Raw genomic sequence first — 21928 nt, 5'->3', positions numbered from 1 at the left:
CCGCAACCGGGAGCGCTATCGGTGTGCCGAGCAACGCTCGGCACCTACAGAAAATGCCGCCTGCAAGGGCGGCATTTTCGTTCCGGCTACGTGGCTTTCGGTAGATGCCGACCTTGGTCGGCGCCGTTCGGAAAAGCCGCAACCGGGAGCGCTATCGGTGTGCCGAGCAACGCTCGGCACCTACAGAAAATGCCGCCTGCAAGGGCGGCATTTTCGTTCCGGCTGCGCCGGAACCGTAACGCTACGCGTTACTGCTTCAGGGGAATCACGCGGATTTCGACGCGGCGGTTCTTGGCGCGGCCGGCATCGGTGCTGTTGTCGGCAATCGGGTACGACTTGCCGGCGCCCAGGGTTTCGATGCGCACGCTCTGCACGCCCTGCCCGATCAGGTACTGCGCGACCGAGTCGGCACGTTCCTTCGACAGGCGGTTGTTGACCGCGTCACTGCCGATGCTGTCGGTGTGGCCGACCACTTCGATCATGGTCTGGTTGTAGTCACGCAGGGTGCCTGCCACGCCATTGAGCGAGCCGTAGAACTGCGGCTTCAGGGTCGACTTGCCGAAGTCGAAGGTGATGCCGTCCGGCAGGTTCAGCATGATGTTGTCGCCCTGGCGCTGCACATCAATGCCGGTGTTGGCAGTGCGCTCGCGCAGTGCGCGTTCCTGGCGATCCTGGTACTGGCCTACTGCGGCGCCGCTGAGCGCGCCGATACCGGCGCCGATCAGCGCATGCTGACGACGCTCCGTGGCGCTGTCACCGGTCAGCAGGCCGGCGGCTACGCCGATGGCGGTGCCGATCAGCGCGTTGCGGCCGGTGCGGTTCTGCTGCTCGGTCGGGTTGCCGTACTGGTCACTCTGTACGTAGGAGCCGCCGGTGGCGCAGGCCGACAGGACGGCCGCACTCATCAGGGCCAGTGCGACGTTGCGGGTGGTATTGCGGATCATGAGGTTCTCCTTGGTTTCCGGTCGGCCGGCGGCCTGCGGGCGCAAAGAGAATAAACAGCCCGATGCGATGCCGGAATGATGATCGGGCACGTCGACAGGGCCGCGTTCAGCTAACTGACCAGATCGATCAGCCCGCACTTTACCCCGCTCCCGACTGCCGGTAGGCAGCCAGCGCGGCATCGCGGCCAACCGCCAGATCCACCAGCGGCGTGCGCGGATAGTCCGGGGCATGTGCCGCCAGCAGCAACGGATGCTGCCACGGCGCGAAGCGCGCTTTCACCGGCAGCGCCCCCAGTTCGGGCACCCAGCGGCTGATGTAGCGGGCCTGGGGGTCGAACTTCTCGGCCTGGGTCACGGGGTTGAACACGCGGAAGTAAGGCGCGGCATCGGCACCGGTCCCGGCCACCCACTGCCAGCCCATCGTGTTGTTGGCCAGGTCGGCATCGACCAGGGTGTCCCAGAACCAGCGCGCGCCATGCAGCCAGTGCGCGCGCAGGTGCTTGCACAGATAGCTGGCCACGATCATCCGCACCCGGTTGTGCATGTAACCGGTGTGCCACAGCTCGCGCAGGCCTGCATCGACGATCGGCACGCCGGTGTTGCCTCGCTGCCAGTCGTGCAGCTGCGCGGCACTCGGTGTGGCCCACGGGAAACGGTCAAAGCGCGGGTTGAGGTTGTCGGTCGGCGTCTTCGGGAAGTGATGCAACAGGTGGTAGGCGAAGTCACGCCAGCCGAGCTGGCGCAGATAGCCGTCGATGTCGGCGTCGGTACCGGCACTGCGCAGGCCTTCCAGCGCATGGGCAATCCGCCAGGGTGCGATTTCGCCGAAATGCAGGTGCGGCGACATCCGCGAGGTGCCCACGCGATCTGGCAGGTCACGCTGCTCGCGGTAGCCGCGCAGCGCACCGTCCTCGAACACGGACAGCGCTTCCAGCGCACCGGCTTCACCCGGCTGCCAGTGCTCCCAGAAGCCGGTATCCCAGTCCAGCGTCGGTGCCAACTGGAGATCATCCAATGCCAGGCTGTCGACCGCGTGCGTCGCCAATGCTTCCGGTGCGGCCTGCAGCGCGGGCAGGCGCCAGTGGCTGAGTACGTTGCGCCAGTACGGCGTGAATACCTTGTAGGGTTGGCCCTGCTGGGTGGCGATATCCCACGGCTCGAACAGCAGGCTGCCATTGCAGCTCTGTGCGTCGATGCCTTGCTCGCGCAACGTGCGCTTGATGGTGGCGTCGCGTGGCTGGGTGGCCGGTTCGTACTTGCGGTTCCAGTACACCGCCCCGGCGCCGGTCTGCTCGATCAGCAACTGCAGGGCCGGCAGGCTGTCACCACTGCGCAGCACCAGCGACGAACCGCGCACGCGCAGGTCGGCGTCCAACGCGGCCAGTGAACGGTGGCGCCACGCATCGGAGGCGGCACCCGGCACCCACTCACCCTCTTCGTGGGGCGCATGGATGTAGATCGGCACCACGTCGTGACCGGCATCCAGCGCGGCCTGCAGGGCCGGATTGTCCTGCAGCCGCAGATCACGGCGGAACCATACCAACGCTACCGACACAGTCACCGCCTTCGTTGTTGAAGGCGGACATGATAGCCAGCGGCGGTGAAGGCGCTGCACGCAGACGCCGTCTGCTAGGCTGCTGGGCCGCTCCTCGTTGGACCCCGCCATGGATGATCTGTACGCCTCATTCGCCCGCTTCGGGCTGCTGCGGGCCCAGCACGAAGGTGACTGGCAGGGACCGTTCCCGTTACCACCGGTGCTGGCGCGCTTCTACGCGCAGGTGGGACCGCTGGGTCATGAGATCAATGCGAAGGTGGGCAACTCCGGCATCACCATTCCGGGCCTCGATGTCTGGATACCGCCGCTGCGACGCGTGTGGAGTCACCAGGCCGGCTATCGCTGGCATGGCATCAGCGGCGATCCGATCGACAACTGGCCATCGAACTGGCTGGTGATTGCCGATCGCGGCGCCGATCCGTTCATCCTCGACCTGGATGACGGCCGTGTGCTGTTCAGTCACCACGGTGCGGGCCTGCTGGATGCCGGCGAGATCACTACCGATGTGCCGACCTTGATGGCGGCTCTGGCTGCTGCAGGCACGGTGTACCTCGATGCAGGCGACGACCTCTACAACGATGATGACGATGGCGGTATCCGTCCTGAACACCAGGAGGCAGCCGTACAGGCGGTGGCCCGGGTACTGGGCGACCGCCTGCAGGCCGAGTCGTTCATCGAGACGTTGCTGGACTGAATCCACGCATGGCGTGGATCTACTTTTCGAAGCGCTTCATCGCTTCGCTGATCAGTACCCGCGCCTCGGCGGCGTTGCCCCAACCGTTGAGCTGCACCGGGTTGCGTCCCGCCGGCAGGTCCTTGTAGACCCGGAAGAACGCCTCGATGCGCTGACGCTCGACCTCCGGCAGATCCTTCAGGTCGCGGATGCTGGCGTAGGTCGGGTCGACCTTGTCGGTGGGCACGCCGATGATCTTCTCGTCGTGCTCGCCGCCATCGATCATCTTCAGGTAACCGATCGGCCGGAAGCGCACGATCACGCCCGGATGCAGCGGTTCACGGGTCAGCACCAGCGCGTCCAGCGGATCGTTGTCGCCGGCCAGAGTGCGCGGCATCGAGCCGTAGTTGGCCGGATAGGCGACCGGCATCGACTGGAAGCGGTCCACATGGACCAGGCCGTCTTCCTTGATCTCGTACTTGGTGAAGCTGCCGGCCGGAATCTCCACCGCCAGATTCACCTCCTGTGGGGCCTGCTTCGGCTGGGCCACCAGGAACGGATGCAGTACGGTATCGGCAGCGGTCACCGCACTGGCCAGCAACAGCAGGGCGGCACCGATGGCGGCGAGCGGAAGGATGCGCCGGGGCGTGGTCATATGCGTCTTCTCACTCCCAGCAGCGGTCGGCACGACCCTTGGCGGTCTGCGCGCGCGGGCAGTCGCGTGGCGTGATGCGACCTTCGGTCAGCTCCGTGCGCTGCTTGCCACCCTTGGCATCACGGCGCAGTTCGAAGGCATCGTAGAGACGGCCGGTCACCGTGCGTGCTTCATAGCGCAGGTGCTGCGGATCAATGTTCAACACCTGGAACAACTGGGTATCCTCGGCCACCGGATCCATCGTCCTGCGTGCTTCGTCGGAAAGGCGGTACTGCTTCGGCCCGGCCACGGTCACCACGTACTGCGGCGTGGCGGCCTGCCCTTCACCGCGACGGCCATAGGTGTGATCGTGGCCCTGCAGCACCAGGTCGACGTTGTGGCGGCGTACCACCGGCAGCAGCACGTCACGCAGCGCGGCGTTCTCGCGCCCTTCGCGCGGCGAGTAGAACGGCTGGTGCAGCAGCACAATGGTCCACGGCTGCCGGTTGCCGGCCAGCACCTTGTCCAGCCACTGCGCCTGTGCCTTGGCGGTGCCGAGGTCGAGTGCCGAGGTGCCATCGACCACCGCCACGCGTACACCCTGCGCATCGAACCAGTAGCTGGTCTGCTGCGCGGCGGTGGCGCCGTTGCCCGGCAGCGCGAAGGTGACCGGCCAATGCTTGCCCAGCACGCGCCGCTCCTGCGGGGTGTCCTCGAATTCCTCGAAATACTCGTGGTTGCCGATCGCCGGGGCCACCAGCGTTTCCTGCGCCAGCCAGCCGGTGGCAGCAAACCACTCGCCCCATTCGCTGTCATCCATGTTGTCGCCGCCGCTGACCAGGTCACCGGCGAACAGGCTCATGCGTGCCTGCGGCGCGGCCTTCTGCGCGGCACGCACTACCCGGCTGACATGGCTGACGTTCTTGTTCTGGGTATCACCGAAGTACAGCAGGGTCAGCGGCTGGTCGGCCGCAGCCAGCGTGCGCAGCTGGTTCCAGGCGCTCCAACTGCCGTTGCCCTGCACACGGTAGACGTACTGGGTATCCGGCTGCAGGCCGCTGATGTCCGCGCGATGATGATGCGACAGCCCATTCTCGGTCTGCAGCGCGCGGGTCATTGCGCGCACCTGGCGGATGCCCTCGATGGCCGGCGAATCCCCGGCGAGGGCAATCTCGAGCAGCGGTGCCTGCACGCTGCCGTCAGTACGCCAGGCCACGGCGAAACCGTGGCTGGGATCCACCGCCGGCGAGGCGACGATGCGATCCGGCACCGGCGTCGCTGCGTAGTGGCGGCTGCCTGCTGGCACCTGGGTGTTGGGTTCGGCCGCTGCGAACGACAGCGACGGCAATGCCAACAGCAGCCCCAACGCCAGCGTGCGCATCACGCAATGCCCACTCATGCGCCACACTCCAGCGGCAATGCCAACTGCTTGGCGATGCTCTCCCAGTCGAACGCCACCACGCCCTGGTCGTCATGCACTGCATACAGTGCACCGTGCGGGAAGCGCGCACTGGATTGCTGCATCATCCAGATGCCGTCGGTGTTGGCCACGGTATTGCCCTGGAACGCGCCGACAGGCTTCAGCGTGTGCCGGTCGAACAGATGGAACACGCTGCGCTGCTTGCCCTGTTCGGTGGTGATCCACCAGCCGTCCTTGCCGCAGGTACGCAAGGTCACACCTTCGGCCTGCGCCTTGAACACGTCGCGGCCGAACGTGGTGCCGGTGAAGCGTCCGGCCAGGGTGTAGACCTTGAACTCGCTGGCGTAGCTCTCATCCTCTTCGGCGATCAGCAGGCGATCATTCTCCGGGTCGCCCCAGATCGACTCGACCACGCGCAGCGCACCGGCTTCGCTGGTGTCACCGATGCTGGCCACCAGCTTCGCCTCGACCTTCGCACCGTCGCGGGTCACGTGGTACTGGCGCACGCGCTTGTCCAGCTCGGCCAGCGGCGGCAGGATGTCACGCCCCTGCGCATCCTCGCCGTTGTCCCAGGAGTCGGTAACGTAGACGCTGTAGCCATCGGCACGGCGGTCGACCCACAGCCCATACGGCTTGCGCAGGTCGTCCGCAGCGAACGTCGCCAGCGGCGCGAAGTCCGGCAGGCTCAGCACCTGCACACGGTGATTGTCGCGCTCCACGATCCACAGCAGATCGTCGGTCACCGCGATGCCGTTTGGGCGGTCGAACTGCCCCGGTGCGGAGCCGCTGCTGCCAACGTCACGCAGGTGCTGGCCGGTGCTGCCATCGTAGACCACCAGCTTGTCGGTGGCCTTGGCGGTGGCGATCAGCCACAGCGCGCCGTCCGGCGCGCGCCAGGCCGCCGGCGAGTCGATGTTGTCGGCCGGGGTCATCGGTGACAGGAAGGCTTCGGCGATGGTGGTCACCGTGCGCGCGCCCCCGGCTTTCGCTGCCGTGGGGGCCGCGGCCGGATCGTTGCCGGTCGCCGGCGTGCAGCCGGCGGCCAGGGTCGCCGCGAGCGCGACCGCCAGGACGGTGATGCCACGCCCCATCACAGTGCCACCTTCAGGCCCAGCGCATAGGTGCGGCCGTACTCTTCCATCTGCAGGGTGCGCGAACGCGTGCCCTGGTACAGCTCAAGCGGCTTGTCCAGCAGGTTCTGTGCTTCGAAATACATGCTCACCCGCGGGGTGAACTTGTAGTCCAGCGAGAAATCGAGCTGGGTGTTCGGCGCAACGTAGATGTCGAACGCCCGGCCCTTGCCGATGCTGTCCAGGTACTCGCTGCGGTATACCGCCGCCAGGCGTGTACTCACACCGTACTTTTCATAGCCGATGTGTGCGCTGTAGACATGCTTGGAGGCGCGCGGCAGTGTGAAATCCTCGCCTGCACGGTCCTTGATGCCGGCATCGAACTTGGTATCCAGCCAGGTGCCACTGGCACCGACCAGCAGGCCATCCAGGCCGTCCGGCAGGAAGGCCAGCTGCTGCTGCCAGTTGAATTCCGCGCCACGCACGGTGGCCTTGCGGCCATTGATCGGCTGGGTCACGTCAAAGCCGCCATAAGCGGGATCATTGGTCCGCACCGTTTGCACGATGTAGCCATCGATCGACTTGTGGAACAGGCCAAGTGAAACGATACCGGTGCTGCCGATGTACTTCTCCACCGACAGGTCGATGTTCTTCGACTCGTACGGATCCAGTTCCGGATTACCCAGGCGCACTTCCTCGTCGCCGCGGCTGTAGCCCACGCGCGGCGAGATGTCACCGAAGGACGGGCGCGATACGGTCTTGTTGGCCGAGGCGCGCAGCACCCAGTCATCGGCCGCGTCGTAGCGCAGGTGCAGGCCCGGCAGCACGTTCGTGTAGCTGCTGTTGGCCACCCTCGGGGTGACGGTGAAGCTGCGGCCGTTGGCGGCCACGTCCACCTGATTGCCGACCGCCTTGAACTGGGTGTTTTCCACGCGCACACCGCCGATGATGCGCAGCGCGCCCACGTCCCAGGTGCCCATCGCATAGCTGGCGAAGATGTCTTCGCTGGCCACGTAGTCCTCTTCCAGCGATGTCATCGCGTTGCCACCGGCATCCTGGGGACGGGCGCTGTACTGGCCGCCATTGGCCGCCCAGAAGGCACGCATCGCGGCCGAATCCATGCCGTCACCGAGGTTGCCGTGGCGGTGTTCCGGCGAGGAGGTTGTCCAGCTCGACAGCGCCACCTTCGGGCCGACACGCAGTTCGCGCTCGTCGACGTTCACGTCGCGGTCGCGCCAGCGGCCCAGCAGGCCGAACTTGATGCTGCTGCTGTCGCCGTCGAAGCGCACGTTGACCTGCGCACTGTGCTCCTTGTCGTTCACCTGCTTGGGCGAGAGCACGAAGCGGTCGAACGCGTAGTTGCTGTTGTCCAGCCACTGCGGGTTGTCGAAACTGTAGCTGGGCAGGCGGCTGCTTTGGTCCAGGGTGCCGTTGAAGGCCTTGCCGTTGAGCTTGAAGCGCGCCTCCATCTCGTCGTTCACGCGCTCTTCGGTACGGGTGTAGCCGATCCGGTAATCGACCACGGCGTTGGTCAGCTTGTTCTCGCCACCGAGACTGGCCGCGAAGGTGTTCTCCTTCTTGGTGCGGTAGCGCATGCGCTTGTCGATGGAATCTTTCGGCATTCCATCCAGGCGGTACTGGTCGGTGCCGGTCTTGACCATCTTCGCGTCGTCGAAGTTGAAGATCACGCGCTGGCGGGTCTCCGCATCGTCGAACTGGCTGTACAGCATGCGCAGGTAGTACTTGCTGTCTTCATTCGGGCGCCAGTCGAGGTTGAGGTTGGCACCGATGCGCTTGCGCTCGATCTCGTACTTGCGGTGCTGCAGGTTGATCGCGGTGACATCGCCGGGGACGGCATCGTCCTCGCCGTCATACTCCACTTCGGTGTTGTCCGACTCGAACCTGCGCTTCTGGTAGTTCACGCCCAGCGCCACACCGAAGGTGTCGTTGAACACTTCGCTGTAGTTGAAGGCGGCCTTGGGGCTGGTCTCGCCGGACAACTGCTGGTGGCTGCCTTCGATCTTGCCACGCAGGCTGCGACCGTCGCGGTCGAAGGCCGAGGCCGATTCCACCAGCACGGCGCCGCCGATGGCATCACCGGGCATGTCCGGGGTCGGCGACTTGACCACGCGCAGGCGCTCGGTGGAGTCGGACGGGATCACGTCCAGCGGGGCGGCGCGGCTGGAATCCTCCGGCGTACCGATGGCGATGCCATCCACGCTGACGCTGTTGAGGTTGGCGTCCAGACCGCGGATGACCACGAAGCGCCCCTCGCCCTGGTCGCGGGTCACGCTGATGCCCGGCAGGCGCTGCAGCGACTCGGCCACGTTCTTGTCCGGGTACTGACCCAGGGCATCGGAGGACACCGCATCCTCGATGGCGTCGCTGCTGCGCTTGAGGTCGACCGCGCGGATCTGCGATTCGAGCTGGGCGCGCACTTCGATGCGGTCCAGGTCGACCGCGTCGGACGCCACGGCGCCGGTGGCGGCTACCGCCTGCTGCCCGGCGGCCTGCAGGGGTGCTGCGGCCCCCATTGCCAGGGTCAGCGTGATGGCAACGGCCAACGGAGTCTTGATATGCACTGGGAATCCCCATTCCTGTTAAGAATGGGTCTGCACGGTATGTCCGCAAGGTTGCATGGCCGTGACATGCGCCTGCACATTTCGAGTAACGCCGCTCCGGGCCAGGTTTGGGTTCGGCCCGCCGATCCGGCAAAATGGCGCCCTCTCTCCTTTTCCCCTTCCCGACCATGAAGATCGTCGAAGTGCGCCACCCGCTGGTGCAGCACAAGATCGGCCTGATGCGCAACGCTGCGCTCAGCACCAAGGATTTCCGCGAACTGGCCAACGAGCTGGGTACGCTGCTGGCCTACGAGGCCACCGCCGACCTGGACACCGAGCCGCACACCCTGCCCGGCTGGGCCGGCCCGGTCACCGTGCAGCGCATTGCGGGCGCCAAGATCACCGTGGTGCCGATCCTGCGCGCCGGCCTGGGCATGCTCAGCGGCGTGCTGTCGCTGATCCCGGCGGCCCGTGTCAGCGTGGTCGGCCTGCAGCGCGATGAGGAAACCCTGCAGCCGGTGCCCTACTTCGAGCGCCTGACCGGGCGCCTGGAAGAGCGCGACGCGCTGATCCTGGACCCTATGCTGGCCACCGGCGGCACCCTGATCGCCACCATCGACATGCTCAAGCGTGCCGGCGCCCGCCGCATCAAGGGCATCTTCCTGGTCGCCGCGCCGGAAGGCATCGAGGCGGTCAAGGCCGTGCACCCGGACGTGGAGATCTACACCGCGGCCATCGATGCCCAGCTCAACGACAAGGGCTACATCCTGCCGGGCCTGGGCGATGCCGGTGACCGCATCTTCGGTACCCGCGTCGGCTGATCCGAAGAACCGGGGTCAGAGCCCTTTCGCCGCGAAAGGGGTCTGACCCCAACAGCGCAGGCCATCGCGGCCGCGTTGCGATTCTTCACGTGCTCTTGGCGCCGGGAAGCGAATGCTCCGCGCACCCGCCACCCTTGGAGCTCCCGATGAAAGCCTCTTTCCTGCTGGCCGCCGTCCTGCTGGTCGGCCTGCCCCTGGCTGCCAATGCCACCACTCCGCAGCAGCAGCGCATGGCCGAATGTTCGGCCAAGAACAAGGGGCTGAAGGGCGATGCCTACAAGACTGCACAGAGCTCCTGCCTCAGCGGCCACGCCGCCGACGCCAAGCCGGTCAATACGCAGCAGGAACGCATGCGCAAGTGCAACGCTGACGCGGGCGCCAAAAAGCTGGCCGGTGATGCGCGCAAGACCTTCATGAGCAGCTGCCTGAAGGCGTCGTAATGGTCGTGTCCGGATAAAACGCCATCCACGCATGGCGTGGATATACCGTCATCAGTAAATGGCCGGGCATTGCCCGGCCTTTTCATCAACCGAGGGCGCGTGCCTTCAGCTCACCCTGCTCGTGCAGGGTCACGAAACGCCCCTTGTCATCCCTGCCAAGCTGCGCCAATGCCACCTGCGGGTCGTGGGTGAAGAACAGCCGCACGTTGCGCGCCAGCTTGTCTTCCAGGAACTGCCGCTTCTCGTCGATCAGCAGCTCGGCATTGCGGTCATAGCCCATGGTGATCGGCACGTGTACCCATGAGCGGCCCGGGATCAGGTCGGCACAGAACACCACGCCACCATGCGCACTTTCGCCTGCATGCGCGTGACCGACGATCTCGGCCAGCATCAGCCCCGGTGTATGCCCGTCGCTGTAACTGAAGCGCACGCTGCGGCCGAGCGCCTTCGAGTACTCCCCGTCCACCACTTCCAGCCGGCCACTGGCCTGCAGCAGGCCCGGCAGTTCCGGAATGAAGCTGGCGCGATCGCGCGGGTGTGGCTGCACGGCGCGCTGCCAATGCTGTGCGCCGACCACGTAGGTTGCGTTGGGGAACAGCAACTCGGGCTCACGCCCTTCGCTCCAGGCCGCCAGCAGTCCGCCGGCATGATCGAAGTGCAGGTGGCTGAGCACCACCACGTCGATATCCTCATGCTCGAAACCCGCCTCGCGCAACGAATCGATCAGCACGTGCTGGCTTTCCTGCACGCCGTAGCGCTCGCGCATGCGCGGATCGAAGAACGCGCCGATACCGGTTTCAAACAGCACCGTCTTGCCTTCCAGCGGGCTGGCAAGCAGCGCACGGCAGGCCAGCTCGATGCGATTGAGCTCGTCCGGTGCCGCCCATTTTTCCCACAACGCGCGCGGCGCGTTGCCGAACATCGCGCCGCCATCAAGGCGCTGCGAGTTTCCACGAATAGACCAGAGTTTCATGTGTCGATTATCGGCGCCGGCTCGTTAAATAATCGCTAGAAGGGAAACAGAAAACCCCGCCGGCAAAGGCGGGGTTTCGATAATCAGCCGGATTGCCGGCCAGCAGCCGGCACCACCGGATCAGTGTGCCGGCACCACCTGGGCACTGCCCACCGGGTTGCGCGGGTCACTGCCACCGAACAGCTTGTTGGCCCTGCGGTCCCATTCCACGGTCTGCAGGTTGCCCCACACGTGGCTGGAACCGCGGCCACCCACGGCGACATTGCCCGGCAGGTCGATCTTGTGGCCCATCGCCTGCAGCTGCTTCACCGTCGCCGCGTCGAACGCATCGTCCTCGGCTTCGATCAGGTCCGGCAGCCACTGGTGGTGGTAGCGCGGCAGTGCGGCAACCTGCTGCGCATCCAGGCCGTCGTCGTAGCCGAGGATGCCCAGCAGCACCATGGTGATGATGCGGCTGCCACCCGGGGTGCCCAGCACCACCACCTTGTCGGCGTTCTCCATGAAGGTCGGCGTCATCGAGCTGAGCATGCGCTTGCCCGGCTTCGGCGCATTGGCTTCATAGCCCATCACGCCGAACGCATTGGGCGTGCCCGGCTTCAGCGCGAAGTCGTCCATCTCGTTGTTCAGCAGCACGCCGGTGCCCTTGGGAATCAGCCCCGAGCCGTACAGCAGGTTGACGGTCTGGGTGGCGCCGACGCGGTTGCCGTCGCGGTCGATGATCGAGAAGTGCGTGGTCTCGTCGTCTTCCAGCGGCGTCGGGTTGCCCGACAGCAGGTCGCTGGGCGTGGCCTTCTCCGGATGGATGGTCGCCCGCAGGCCCTGTGCATAGTCCTTGCTGGTCAGCACCTTCTGCGGGATCTGCACGAAGTCCGGATCGCCGAGGAAGAAGGTGCGGTCGCGGTAGGCGCGACGCATCGACTCCACCACCAGGTGGGTGCGGTGCGCCGGGTCCATCTTCTTGATATCCCAGCCTTCCAGGATCTGCAGCATGCTGGCCAGCGCGATGCCACCGGACGACGGCGGCGGCGCGGTGGTGATCTTCCAGCCGTTGTAGTTGAACACGATCGGCTCGCGCTGCTTCACGCGGTAACCGGCCAGCTCTTCAGCGGTCCACTTGCCGCCGGCCTGCTTCACGCCGGCCAGCAACAGCGTTCCGGTCTGGCCCTTGTAGAAGCCATCGAAGCCACCTGCGGCCAGGCGCTCCAGCGTCTGTGCCAGCTCCGGCTGCTTGAACAGGTCACCGCTGGCGATCGGCTTGCCGTTGCGCAGGTAGACCTCGCGCGTTCCGGGATAGCGCTCCATCACTTCACGGCGCGAGGCATAGCCCTTGGCCATGCGGTCGTACACCGGGAAGCCTTCGCGCGCGATGCGAATGGCCGGCTGCAGCGAGGTCGCCAATGGCAGCTTGCCGTGCTTGGCCGACAGCTCGACCAGCGCTGCGGGCAGACCAGGAATACCGGCCGACCAGGCACCGTTGACCGAACGATCACGGTCGAGGTTGCCCTGCTTGTCGAGGAAGGCCTGCGGCGTTGCCGCGGCCGGCGCGGTCTCGCGCGCATCCAGCATCACATCCTTGCCGGTGGCCGCATCGTGCAGCAGGAAGAAGCCACCACCGCCCAGGCCGGAACTGATCGGCTCGACCACCGCCAGCGTGGACGATACCGCCACCGCGGCATCGAAGGCGTTGCCGCCCTGCGCCAGGATGTCGATGCCCGCCTGGGTGGCCAGCGCATGGCCGCTGGCAATGGCCGCGCCATCGGGGCGCTCGGCACGGGCCGGGCTGTCGGCCCAGGCAATCGGGCTCAGCAGCAGGCCGAGCAGCAACAGGGGGCGGACGATCAGCGTCTTCATTCGGATGGGGGCTCCGCGTAGAGTTCGGGGTGATCGTGCTGCAGCTGGCGCAGCTTGGCCAGCAGCTGGTCTTCCGTTTCCACGATCTCCGGGTCCGGGTCGATGCACTCGACCGGGCAGACGACCACGCACTGTGGCTCGTCGAAATGACCCACGCATTCGGTGCAGCGCGCAGGGTCGATCACGTAGATGGTTTCACCCATCGCAATGGCCTGGTTCGGGCAGGCCGGCTCGCATACGTCGCAGTTGACGCAGAGCTCGTTGATTTTCAGCGACACGGCGATACTCCTCGCCCGCGCCCTGGGACAAAGGACCGGCCAGCGCGGGCGCGCGGGCCGGTCAGGTCATCAGCGGCGCCCTTGCAGGACGCCGCCCGGGCCATGCCGGAGCATGGCCGCCATGGCTCGGTCTTACTTGGCTTCGACGAAAATGTACTCGGCACCGGTCGGCTGGATCGCAGCCTGTACGCGGGCGTTGTCGGCCGACTGGCCGATGAAGACGACGCGCACGCCCTTCATCGAATCCGGCGACACGTCCTTGAACACGGCCTGGATCATGTCAGCCATCTTGCCCGAGGCCGACGAACCGAAGGCCAGCATGTTGCCCGGCTGCACGCCACGGGCCACGGCCTGGGTCGCGCTCTCGGTCTGGCGCTCGTACTTGGCCTGGAAGTCCGGGTCCGATTCCGGCGAGAGGTAGTACAGGAACGGGCTGTTGGTGATGTTGCCCATGTTCTGGATCGCCACTTCCTGCAGGTACTTCTTCCAGCCTGCATCGTCGTCCTTGGACGGAGCGACCAGGGCCTGCTTGGCCTCGTCGACCGGAGCGGCCTCTTCCTTCTTGCAGGCGGTGAAGGCCAGGGCCAACGAAGCGATCAGCATCGCGCGCATGGTGGTGTTCATGGGTTTCCTCCCGGAATGGTGCGTGGTGTTGTACGTAATGGGGTGCGGGTACAGCGGGGCTTACGACTGTGCCGCCTTCGCTTCGCGGACCTTGCGCAGGGCTTCGAGCACCGCGGCCGGCACGAAGCCGGACACGTCGCCGCCCAGGCGCGCGATCTCGCGGACCAGCGAGGACGAAATGAAGCTGTGCTGCTCGGCCGGGGTCAGGAACAGGGTCTCGACCTCGGGGATCAGGTGCCGGTTCATGCTGGCCATCTGGAACTCGTACTCGAAGTCGGACACCGCGCGCAGGCCGCGCAGCAGCACCCCGCCCTGGACCGAACGTACGAAATGCGCCAGCAGGGTATCGAAGCCGATGACCTCGACGTTGCTGTGGTGGGCCAGCGCGCCACGCGCCAGCTGCACGCGCTGCTCCAGCGGCAGCGCCGGGCCCTTGGACGGGCTCTGCGCCACGCCGACCACGACCTTTTCGAACAGCGGCGCGGCACGGCTCACCAGGTCGATGTGACCGTTGGTGATCGGATCGAACGTGCCGGGGTAGACGGCAATGCGGCGGTTGGCCACGGTCATGGGCGGATGCAGATGTTCAGATGAGGTCAAAGTGTAGCAGTGGCGCGGCGGTACAGGGCAAAGCGCACCTCGCGGGTGCCACCCTCGCGGTGCAGCAGCCAGTCCGGTGGCAGCACCGGCACGTGGCCGGCCGGCGATTCCAGGTACAGCCAGGCATCGGCGGCCAAGTGCCGCGGCAGCTGGGCCAGCACGTCCTGCCACAGGCCGTCGGCGAACGGCGGGTCGATGAAGACCAGATCGGCCTGCTGCGCCGGCGCGCCCTGCAGCCAGCGCAGGGCATCGGCCTGCACGACGCTGATCTGGTCGCTGGCCTGCAGCTTGGTCACGGCAGCGGTCAGATTGCGTCCCAGCTGCGCGTCGCGTTCGACCAGGGTGGCGTGGGCGGCACCGCGCGAGACCGCCTCCAGGCCCAGTGCGCCACTGCCGGCGAACAGGTCCAGCACGCGGGCCCCACCGAGCCTGGGCATCAGCCAGTTGAACAGGGTTTCGCGCACACGGTCGCTGCTGGGGCGGAGCCCCGGCAGGATCGGCACCGGCAGGCGGGTATTGCGCCAGCGCCCGCCGATGATGCGGACCTGGCCTTCATTGCCGCCACGGCCGCTCATCGGCGCCCCCGGCGGGAGGTATTCGAGAATTTCAGCATGAGCGGGATTGTAGTTCGGCCGGGCTTTGCCCGGCACCCGTCGAAGCCACGGCAACGGCCGGAGCAACGGCAAAAGCCGGCTATCCGTGGGCCGGCGGGGTGGGTCCGGTTGAGGGGGGCGCTGCAAGTACATCCATGTAAGCTCGGTCGCCGCATCCATGCGGCTCACGCCCCCTCAACCGGACCCACCCCGCCTTCGACAGTCTCCTGCGATCTGTCGAAAGGGCTTTCTGCTCTGGTGGGTGCCGACCGTTGGTCGGCACTGGGTTGGATATCGATGTCTTATGGAAAAATCGTGTCGACCAAGGTCGACACCTACCAACAGCCGCCGTTGCCAGTAGATCCACGCCATGCGTGGATGAATTCATTCGATATCTGACAGATGTGCCGACCAACGGTCGGCCCCCACCAACAGCCGCGTGAACCTGTCAGAGGCGGGGCACTGTGGGTTCGCGGGGTGTGAGCCGCATGGATGCGGCGACCAAGGCTACATGGACGTACTTGCGCCGCCCCCGCGAACCCACAGTGCCCCGCCATCCCACGGGATGCCGCTCTGGCCCTGGCTTTGGCAGTTGCAGTTGCACTGAGCGGGTGCCGGGCGCAGCCCGGCCGACCAACCCCTTGATTTCGGGACAATCAGCCATACCCCTTGGCGAGGCCGCACGCGCTGGCGCGGCATTGCACACGGAGCCTTATCGATGACCGAGACCACCCAGACCGAAACCCTTGGCTTCCAGACCGAAGTCAAGCAGCTGCTGCAACTGATGATCCACTCGCTGTACTCCAACAAGGAGATCTTCCTCCGCGAGCTGGTCTCCAACGCCGCCGACGCCGCCGACAAGCTGCGTTTCGAGGCCCTGACCCAGCCGGCCCTGCTGGAAGGCGACAGCGAGCTGCGCGTGCGCGTCAGCTTCGACCCCACCGCCCACACCATCACCATCGAAGACAACGGTATCGGCATGAGCCGCGCCGAAGCCATCGCCCACCTCGGCACGATCGCAAAGTCCGGCACCGGCGATTTCCTGCGCCAACTGTCCGGCGACCAGAAGAAGGATTCGCAGCTGATCGGCCAGTTCGGCGTCGGCTTCTACAGCGCCTTCATCGTCGCCGACGAAGTGGAAGTGACCTCGCGCCGCGCTGGCCTGGCTGCAGGGGAAGGCGTGCGCTGGACCTCGCGCGGCGAAGGCGATTTCGAAGTCGCCACGGTCGACAAGGCCGAGCGCGGCACCCGCATCGTGCTGCACCTGAAGGAAGGCGAGCACGACTTCGCCGATGGCTGGCGCCTGCGCAGCATCCTCAAGAAGTACTCGGACCACATCGGCCTGCCGATCCAGATGCCGAAGGAAGCCGAAGAGGGCGCCGCCGGTGAGTGGGAAACCGTCAACCGCGCCAGCGCGCTGTGGACCCGCCCGCGCACTGAGATCAGCGACGCCGAGTACACCGAGTTCTACAAGCACGTGGCACACGACCACAGCGATCCGCTGGCGTGGAGCCACAACAAGGTCGAGGGCAAGCTGGAGTACACCTCGCTGCTGTATGTGCCCGGCCGCGCACCGTTCGACCTGTATCACCGCGATGCACCCAAGGGCCTGAAGCTGTACGTGCAGCGCGTGTTCGTGATGGACCAGGCCGAGCAGTTCCTGCCGCTGTACCTGCGCTTCATCAAGGGTGTGGTCGACTCCAACGACCTGTCGCTGAACGTCTCGCGCGAGATCCTGCAGTCCGGCCCGGTCATCGATTCGATGAAGGCGGCGCTGACCAAGCGCTCGCTGGACATGCTGGAAAAGCTGGCCGCTGACAAGCCGGAGCAGTACACCACGTTCTGGAAGGAATTCGGCCAGGTGCTGAAGGAAGGCCCGGCCGAGGACTACAACAACCGCGAGAAGGTCGCTGGCCTGCTGCGCTTTGCCTCCACCCGTGGCGACGGCGATGCGCAGAGCGTGTCGCTGGCCGACTACCTCGGCCGCATGACCGAAGGCCAGGACAAGATCTATTACCTGACCGGCGAGAGCTACAGCCAGGTGCGCAACAGCCCGCACCTGGAAGTGTTCCGCAAGAAGGGCGTGGAAGTGCTGCTGCTGACCGACCGCATCGACGAGTGGCTGATGGGCTACCTGACCGATTTCGACGGCAAGGGCTTCGTCGACATCGCCCGTGGTGACCTCGACCTGGGCGCGCTGGAAACCGAAGCGGACAAGCAGGAACAGGAAGCGGCGGCCAAGGACAAGCAGGGCCTGGTCGAGCGCCTGAAGACGGTGCTGGGTGATGACGTGGCCGAAGTGCGCGTCTCGCACCGCCTGACCGATTCGCCGGCGGTGCTGGCCATCGGCGAACAGGACCTGGGTCTGCAGATGCGCCAGATCCTGGAGGCCAGCGGCCAGAAGGTACCGGACAGCAAGCCGGTGCTGGAGATCAACCCGGGCCACCCACTGATCGCCAAGCTCGATGCCGAAGCCGATGGCGCGCGCTTTGACGACCTCGGCCGGGTGCTGTTCGACCAGGCTGCGCTGGCCGCTGGTGACAGCCTGAAGGATCCGGGTGCCTATGTGGCGCGCCTGAACAAGCTGCTGCTGGAGCTGTCGGTCTGATCGAGGCGGTGGTCGCTGGGCATGGCCCGGCGCTACCGGGTGCTGGTGGATGCCAACCTTGGTTGGCATTCCTGCTCTGGTAGAGGCCAACCTTGGTTGGCACTGCTGCCCTGGTAGAGGCCAACCTTGGTTGGCGCCCCAAAAGCGTGCCAACCAAGGTTGGCACCTACCAGGGCGGGTCGAGCGTGCCAACCAAGGTTGGCACCTACCAGGGCGGGTCGAGCGTGCCGACCAAGGTTGGCACCTACCAGGCTGGGTCGAAGCGTGCCGATCAAGGTTGGCACCCACCAGGGGCGGCGGTTGGCACCTGCCAAAACGGTGTTGCTCAGGCGTCCCGATCCAGCAGTGAGCCCAGCATCTGGTCCTGGCGACGGATCACCGTGGCATTGGCGGCAAAGGCCACGACCTCGGCTTTCGCGGCCAGCAGATCACCCAGCGGCGCGCCGGCATCGGCGCCGATGGACGCCACCGAAGCCTGCACCCCACCCTGCTCGGTGGTAATGCGCTGCAACTGCAGGTGCTGGGCATCCGGGGTCGCCAGGTTGACCACGTTGTGCGCGGCCACCTGGACGCCCTGCTGGGCCGCCTGCATCCCACTGAGAGCAATTCCCATCACGTTGTTCATGGCGGTCTCCGGGCCGCCGTGCGCAGCCCTCCGGACCGGTTAACGGCCGGCAGGCCGCGATGTTGAGTCCACATCGGCCCGACAGGCCCGAGTGGTAGCATATCCCCCTGATTTCAGCGCCTTTTGCCAATGCTCAGTTTTTTCCGCCGCAAGAAGCCCCAGGATGCCCCCGCAGCGGAGGCACCCAAGACCCAGCACTACTCGGCTGAAGAGCTGGCGGCGGCATTCCCGTCGGCCGCGCCGGTCGAGGACAAGGAGCCGGCGCCGGTAGCAGTACCGGCCGAGCCTGTACCGGTCGAGCCGCCCCCAGCAACCGCCGTTCCGGTCGCTGTCGAGCCCACCCCGGTTATTCCGGCCCCAGCCGCACCGGTTCCGGCAGCTCCTGCGCCGACGGCTCAGATCGACGTCGCCCCTATCGCGACCCCGGCCATCGAACCGGCCCCCGCACCGCTGCCTGAGCCCACCCCGGCACCGGCACCGGTCACCGACGACCTGCCTGCGGCCGCCTCGATCGACGCCGTTCCGGCGCCGGCTGGCAAGCCCGGCTGGCGCGAACGCCTGCGCAACAGCGTCATCGCGCGCAGCTTCGGCGGCCTGTTCTCGCGCAACCCCAAGCTCGACGACGACCTGCTGGACGAGCTGGAAACCGCGCTGATCACCGCCGACGTCGGCGTGGGCGCCACCACCGATCTGGTCGAGGGCCTGCGCAAGCGCATGAAATCGCGCGAATTCGCCGACGCCAATGCGCTGCTGGCCGCGCTGCGCGCCGAGCTGATCGCAATCCTGCAGCCGGTGGCCAAGCCGCTGTTGATCGACCGCAACGCCAAGCCCTTCGTGGTGCTCACCGTCGGCGTCAACGGCGTCGGCAAGACCACCACCATCGGCAAGCTGGCCAAGCGCTTCAAGGACGATGGCCACAGCCTGATGCTGGCCGCCGGTGACACCTTCCGCGCCGCTGCCGTGGCCCAGCTGCAGGCCTGGGGCGAGCGCAACGGCGTGGCCGTGGTCGCGCAGGGTCAGAACGCTGATGCCGCTTCGGTGGCATTCGACGCGCTCCAGGCCGGCAAGGCCCGTGGCACTTCGGTGCTGATCGCCGACACCGCCGGCCGCCTGCATACCCAGTCCGGCCTGATGAACGAGCTGGGCAAGATCCGTCGCGTGCTCGGCAAGATCGACCCCACCGCCCCGCACGAAGTGCTGATGGTGATCGACGGCACCACTGGCCAGAACGCGCTGTCGCAGCTGCGCCAGTTCAATGCCGCAGTGAACGTGACCGGGCTGGTGGTAACCAAGCTGGACGGCACCGCCAAGGGCGGCGTGGTGTTCGCGCTGGCCCGCGAGTTCGGCATTCCGATCCGTTTCGCCGGCATCGGCGAGCGCCCGGAAGACCTGCGCGTGTTCGACCCGGAAGCCTTCGTCGACGCCCTGCTGCCCGAAGCGCTGGGCGTCTGATACACCGTGCAGCCACGCATGGCGTGGCTCTACTGCAATCCAGTAGAGCCACCCCACGGGTGGCTGCCTCTCTGGAACACCGATGCCCCGCCAGCCGCACGCCAGCGCCGGAACCACGCAGACTGACGACTTCGTCGCCCACCTGCTGCATTGGTTCGACGACCACGGCCGCCACGACCTGCCCTGGCAGCACCCACGCAGTCCCTACCGGGTCTGGCTGTCGGAAATCATGCTGCAGCAGACCCAGGTGAGTACGGTCATCCCGTATTTCCAGCGGTTCCTGCAGCACTTCCCGACCCTGCCCGACCTTGCCGCAGCCAGCAACGACGCGGTGATGGCGCAGTGGGCCGGGCTCGGCTACTACGCCCGCGCACGCAACCTGCATGCTGCTGCGAAGCGCTGCGTGGAACTGCACGACGGCGACCTGCCGCGTGATTTCGATGCATTGCATGCCCTGCCCGGCATCGGCCGCAGCACCGCCGGTGCGATCCTCAGCCAGGCCTGGAACGACCCGTTCGCGATCCTCGATGGCAACGTCAAGCGGGTGCTCAGCCGTTACCACGGCATCGATGGCTTCCCCGGGCTGCCGGCCATCGAGAAGCAGCTGTGGGCGATCGCCGAGGCGCATGTGGCGCAGGTGCCGGCCGGGCGCATGGCCGACTACACGCAGGCGCAGATGGACCTGGGCGCGACGGTGTGCAGCCGTGCCAAACCGGCCTGCGTGATCTGCCCGTTGCAGGATGACTGCGTGGCACGGCGCGAAGGCCGCACCGCTGAACTACCCACGCCCAAGCCCAGCAAGACCCTGCCCGAGCGCGAGGCCGTTGCGCTGCTGCTGCGCGACGCCCAGCAGCGTGTGCTGCTGCAGAAGCGGCCGGACACCGGCATCTGGGCGCAGTTGTGGACGCTGCCGCAGGCCGATGCCGGCAGCGTGCTGCAGGACTGGTTCGACGTGCACGTCGACGGCTCGCTGGAAGAGGCCGAAGAGCTGCCAGTGCTGCAGCACACCTTCAGCCACTACAAGCTGCATCTGCAGGTATTGTCGCGGCAGGTACACGGACTGCGCGTGGAAGAACCCACGCTGCGCTGGGTCGCCAGCGACGAACTGCACGCGCTGGGCCTGCCGGCACCGATCCGCAAACTGCTCGACGGCGCAACGATCAAGACGCCGAAACGAAATTCCAAGAAACCCCGCAACCACGAGTGAATGCCATGTCCCGAACCGTCTTCTGCCAGTACGAACAACGCGATGCCGAGGGCCTGGACTTCGTGCCCTACCCCGGCGAACTGGGTCAGCGCATCTTCAACAACATCGGCAAGCAGGCCTGGGCTGCGTGGCTGGCGCACCAGACCATGCTGATCAACGAGAACCGCCTGTCGCCGCGCACGCCGGAGCATCGCGCGTTCCTTGAAGGCGAACTGGTCAAGTTCCTGTTCGAGAAGGACGCGGAAAAGCCGGCCGGCTTCACCCCGGAAGCCTGACACACAGGTAGTGCCGGCCGCTGGCCGGCAACCTGGCATCTGCGCGATGCCGGCCAGCGGCCGGCACTACCACGCTATTTCGTGCTTTCCTCGCGCTCCTGCACCTGCGCCTGGCGCAGCTCCTGCTCGGAGGCGCGCAGCGCCTTCACGTCCAGCTTGCGGATGCTGTCGATGAAGCACGGCATGCGCGGCCCGCCGGTCGGGTCGCGCACCAGCACCTTGTCGAAGCGCGCCGAAACACGGTTCATCTGGCTGGTCAGGCCGATGGCGGTGGCATACGGCAGGTCCTGGCAGGGACCCCTCAATTCCAGCAGATAGGCCTCGCTGGGACGCGTCCACACCGCCAGCGCGCTGTCACCCAGTTCGGTCCAGCCGTTGAGGCTGCCGAAGAACTGCATGTCGTTCTGCGGCGCGCCGGCATGGGCACGGTACAGGTCAAGTTTCTCGGCAGAGCTGAGCCGGCCGGTGGTCGCGCAGGCGGCCAACGCCAAGCAGAGTCCGGCCATCAGGATCGGGGTCTTCATCGCGATCTCCTCGGGGAACTGTCGCCATCATGCGCCTGCGCAGACAACGCCGGCGCGAAAGCCAGTACCCCATTCAGCAGCCGGTCGGCGGTCGACCCAAGCAGGCCCAAGGCTCCGATTCCGGTAGTCGCCAACCTTGGTTGGCGCTTGCCCTGCAAGAGCAGCCGACCAAGATCGGCTTCCACCAAAGCGGGCCCGGC

General features: G+C 66.4%; 21 protein-coding genes. 7 read left to right on the top strand and 14 right to left on the bottom strand.

Annotation, left to right across the window (positions count from 1 at the left end):
• Window positions 1–248: 248 nt before the first annotated feature.
• Both ACZLHH_RS09035 and ACZLHH_RS09030 read right to left on the bottom strand, forming a co-directional pair.
• Window positions 249–944: a YiaD family glycine zipper/OmpA-like lipoprotein gene (locus ACZLHH_RS09035; protein ID WP_010484399.1), complete on the bottom strand. Its 696-nt coding sequence runs from the start codon at window positions 942–944 to the stop codon at window positions 249–251.
• Window positions 945–1083: 139 nt separating this feature from the next.
• Window positions 1084–2499, bottom strand: a complete 1416-nt coding sequence (locus ACZLHH_RS09030; protein WP_180844925.1) for a cryptochrome/photolyase family protein — start codon at window positions 2497–2499, stop codon at window positions 1084–1086.
• 109 nt (window positions 2500–2608) lie between these two features.
• Between ACZLHH_RS09030 and ACZLHH_RS09025 the strand changes: the two genes are divergently transcribed.
• Complete coding sequence (locus ACZLHH_RS09025; RefSeq protein ID WP_180844917.1) at window positions 2609–3193, top strand: hypothetical protein; 585 nt, start codon at window positions 2609–2611, stop codon at window positions 3191–3193.
• A gap of 19 nt (window positions 3194–3212) precedes the next feature.
• Here the strand turns inward: ACZLHH_RS09025 and ACZLHH_RS09020 are convergent, their stop codons facing one another.
• From ACZLHH_RS09020 to ACZLHH_RS09005, 4 genes are read right to left on the bottom strand one after another with little or no spacing between them, the layout of a single operon-like run.
• Window positions 3213–3827 carry an inorganic diphosphatase gene (locus tag ACZLHH_RS09020; protein WP_134951207.1) on the bottom strand — a complete coding sequence of 205 codons (615 nt, stop codon included), beginning with the start codon at window positions 3825–3827 and terminating at the stop codon, window positions 3213–3215.
• A 10-nt stretch (window positions 3828–3837) separates the two neighbouring features.
• Window positions 3838–5187 (bottom strand): purple acid phosphatase family protein, encoded by a 1350-nt coding sequence (locus ACZLHH_RS09015; RefSeq protein ID WP_258014100.1) that lies wholly within the window; start codon window positions 5185–5187, stop codon window positions 3838–3840.
• Between the two features lie 14 nt (window positions 5188–5201).
• Window positions 5202–6317, bottom strand: coding sequence for a phytase (locus ACZLHH_RS09010; RefSeq protein WP_180844915.1), 1116 nt, complete (start codon window positions 6315–6317; stop codon window positions 5202–5204).
• A complete protein-coding gene (locus tag ACZLHH_RS09005; protein WP_219635008.1) occupies window positions 6317–8830 on the bottom strand; it encodes a TonB-dependent receptor in 2514 nt (837 codons plus the stop codon). Before ACZLHH_RS09005 ends, ACZLHH_RS09010 begins: the two co-directional genes overlap by 1 nt.
• Before the next feature lie 215 nt (window positions 8831–9045).
• On the opposite strand from ACZLHH_RS09005, the gene upp reads away from it, so the two are divergent.
• Entirely contained in the window at window positions 9046–9678 is a 633-nt protein-coding gene (gene upp, locus ACZLHH_RS09000; RefSeq protein WP_005409099.1) for a uracil phosphoribosyltransferase, read from the top strand.
• Window positions 9679–9824: 146 nt separating this feature from the next.
• Window positions 9825–10118: a PsiF family protein gene (locus ACZLHH_RS08995; protein WP_032130275.1), complete on the top strand. Its 294-nt coding sequence runs from the start codon at window positions 9825–9827 to the stop codon at window positions 10116–10118.
• 85 nt (window positions 10119–10203) lie between these two features.
• Here ACZLHH_RS08995 and ACZLHH_RS08990 read toward each other — a convergent pair whose 3' ends face one another.
• The 6 genes from ACZLHH_RS08990 to rsmD all read right to left on the bottom strand — a co-directional run bounded on the left by ACZLHH_RS08990 (window position 10204) and on the right by rsmD (window position 15019).
• Window positions 10204–11091 carry an MBL fold metallo-hydrolase gene (locus tag ACZLHH_RS08990; RefSeq protein WP_019338337.1) on the bottom strand — a complete coding sequence of 296 codons (888 nt, stop codon included), beginning with the start codon at window positions 11089–11091 and terminating at the stop codon, window positions 10204–10206.
• A 120-nt stretch (window positions 11092–11211) separates the two neighbouring features.
• Window positions 11212–12942: a gamma-glutamyltransferase gene (ggt, locus tag ACZLHH_RS08985; RefSeq protein WP_180844914.1), complete on the bottom strand. Its 1731-nt coding sequence runs from the start codon at window positions 12940–12942 to the stop codon at window positions 11212–11214.
• Window positions 12939–13220, bottom strand: coding sequence for a YfhL family 4Fe-4S dicluster ferredoxin (locus tag ACZLHH_RS08980; RefSeq protein WP_004153175.1), 282 nt, complete (start codon window positions 13218–13220; stop codon window positions 12939–12941). The genes ggt and ACZLHH_RS08980 overlap by 4 nt, the downstream gene beginning before the upstream one ends.
• 132 nt (window positions 13221–13352) lie before the next feature.
• Window positions 13353–13844 carry a hypothetical protein gene (locus ACZLHH_RS08975; RefSeq protein WP_004153167.1) on the bottom strand — a complete coding sequence of 164 codons (492 nt, stop codon included), beginning with the start codon at window positions 13842–13844 and terminating at the stop codon, window positions 13353–13355.
• Window positions 13845–13904: 60 nt separating this feature from the next.
• Complete coding sequence (gene coaD, locus ACZLHH_RS08970) at window positions 13905–14414, bottom strand: pantetheine-phosphate adenylyltransferase (RefSeq protein ID WP_049463242.1); 510 nt, start codon at window positions 14412–14414, stop codon at window positions 13905–13907.
• Between the two features lie 26 nt (window positions 14415–14440).
• On the bottom strand, window positions 14441–15019 hold the full coding sequence (gene rsmD, locus ACZLHH_RS08965; RefSeq protein WP_125895130.1) for a 16S rRNA (guanine(966)-N(2))-methyltransferase RsmD: 579 nt from the start codon (window positions 15017–15019) through the stop codon (window positions 14441–14443).
• Between the two features lie 736 nt (window positions 15020–15755).
• On the opposite strand from rsmD, the gene htpG reads away from it, so the two are divergent.
• A complete protein-coding gene (htpG, locus tag ACZLHH_RS08960; RefSeq protein ID WP_180844913.1) occupies window positions 15756–17645 on the top strand; it encodes a molecular chaperone HtpG in 1890 nt (629 codons plus the stop codon).
• Between the two features lie 325 nt (window positions 17646–17970).
• On the opposite strand, the gene ACZLHH_RS08955 is transcribed toward htpG, so the two are convergent.
• A complete protein-coding gene (locus ACZLHH_RS08955) occupies window positions 17971–18270 on the bottom strand; it encodes a hypothetical protein (protein ID WP_180844912.1) in 300 nt (99 codons plus the stop codon).
• A gap of 129 nt (window positions 18271–18399) precedes the next feature.
• Between ACZLHH_RS08955 and ftsY the strand changes: the two genes are divergently transcribed.
• The 3 genes from ftsY (at window position 18400) to ACZLHH_RS08940 (ending at window position 21204) form a co-directional block, all read left to right on the top strand.
• Complete coding sequence (gene ftsY, locus ACZLHH_RS08950) at window positions 18400–19722, top strand: signal recognition particle-docking protein FtsY (protein WP_180844911.1); 1323 nt, start codon at window positions 18400–18402, stop codon at window positions 19720–19722.
• Window positions 19723–19804: 82 nt separating this feature from the next.
• On the top strand, window positions 19805–20929 hold the full coding sequence (gene mutY / locus ACZLHH_RS08945; RefSeq protein ID WP_134951039.1) for an A/G-specific adenine glycosylase: 1125 nt from the start codon (window positions 19805–19807) through the stop codon (window positions 20927–20929).
• Window positions 20930–20934: 5 nt separating this feature from the next.
• Window positions 20935–21204, top strand: a complete 270-nt coding sequence (locus ACZLHH_RS08940) for an oxidative damage protection protein (protein ID WP_004153160.1) — start codon at window positions 20935–20937, stop codon at window positions 21202–21204.
• Between the two features lie 74 nt (window positions 21205–21278).
• Here the strand turns inward: ACZLHH_RS08940 and ACZLHH_RS08935 are convergent, their stop codons facing one another.
• Window positions 21279–21728, bottom strand: a complete 450-nt coding sequence (locus ACZLHH_RS08935; protein WP_032128869.1) for a DUF6491 family protein — start codon at window positions 21726–21728, stop codon at window positions 21279–21281.
• Window positions 21729–21928: the final 200 nt, after the last annotated feature.

This window comes from Stenotrophomonas sp. 28608_Sma (assembly GCF_056486185.1).
This window is presented reverse-complemented; position numbering and strand designations above follow the sequence as displayed.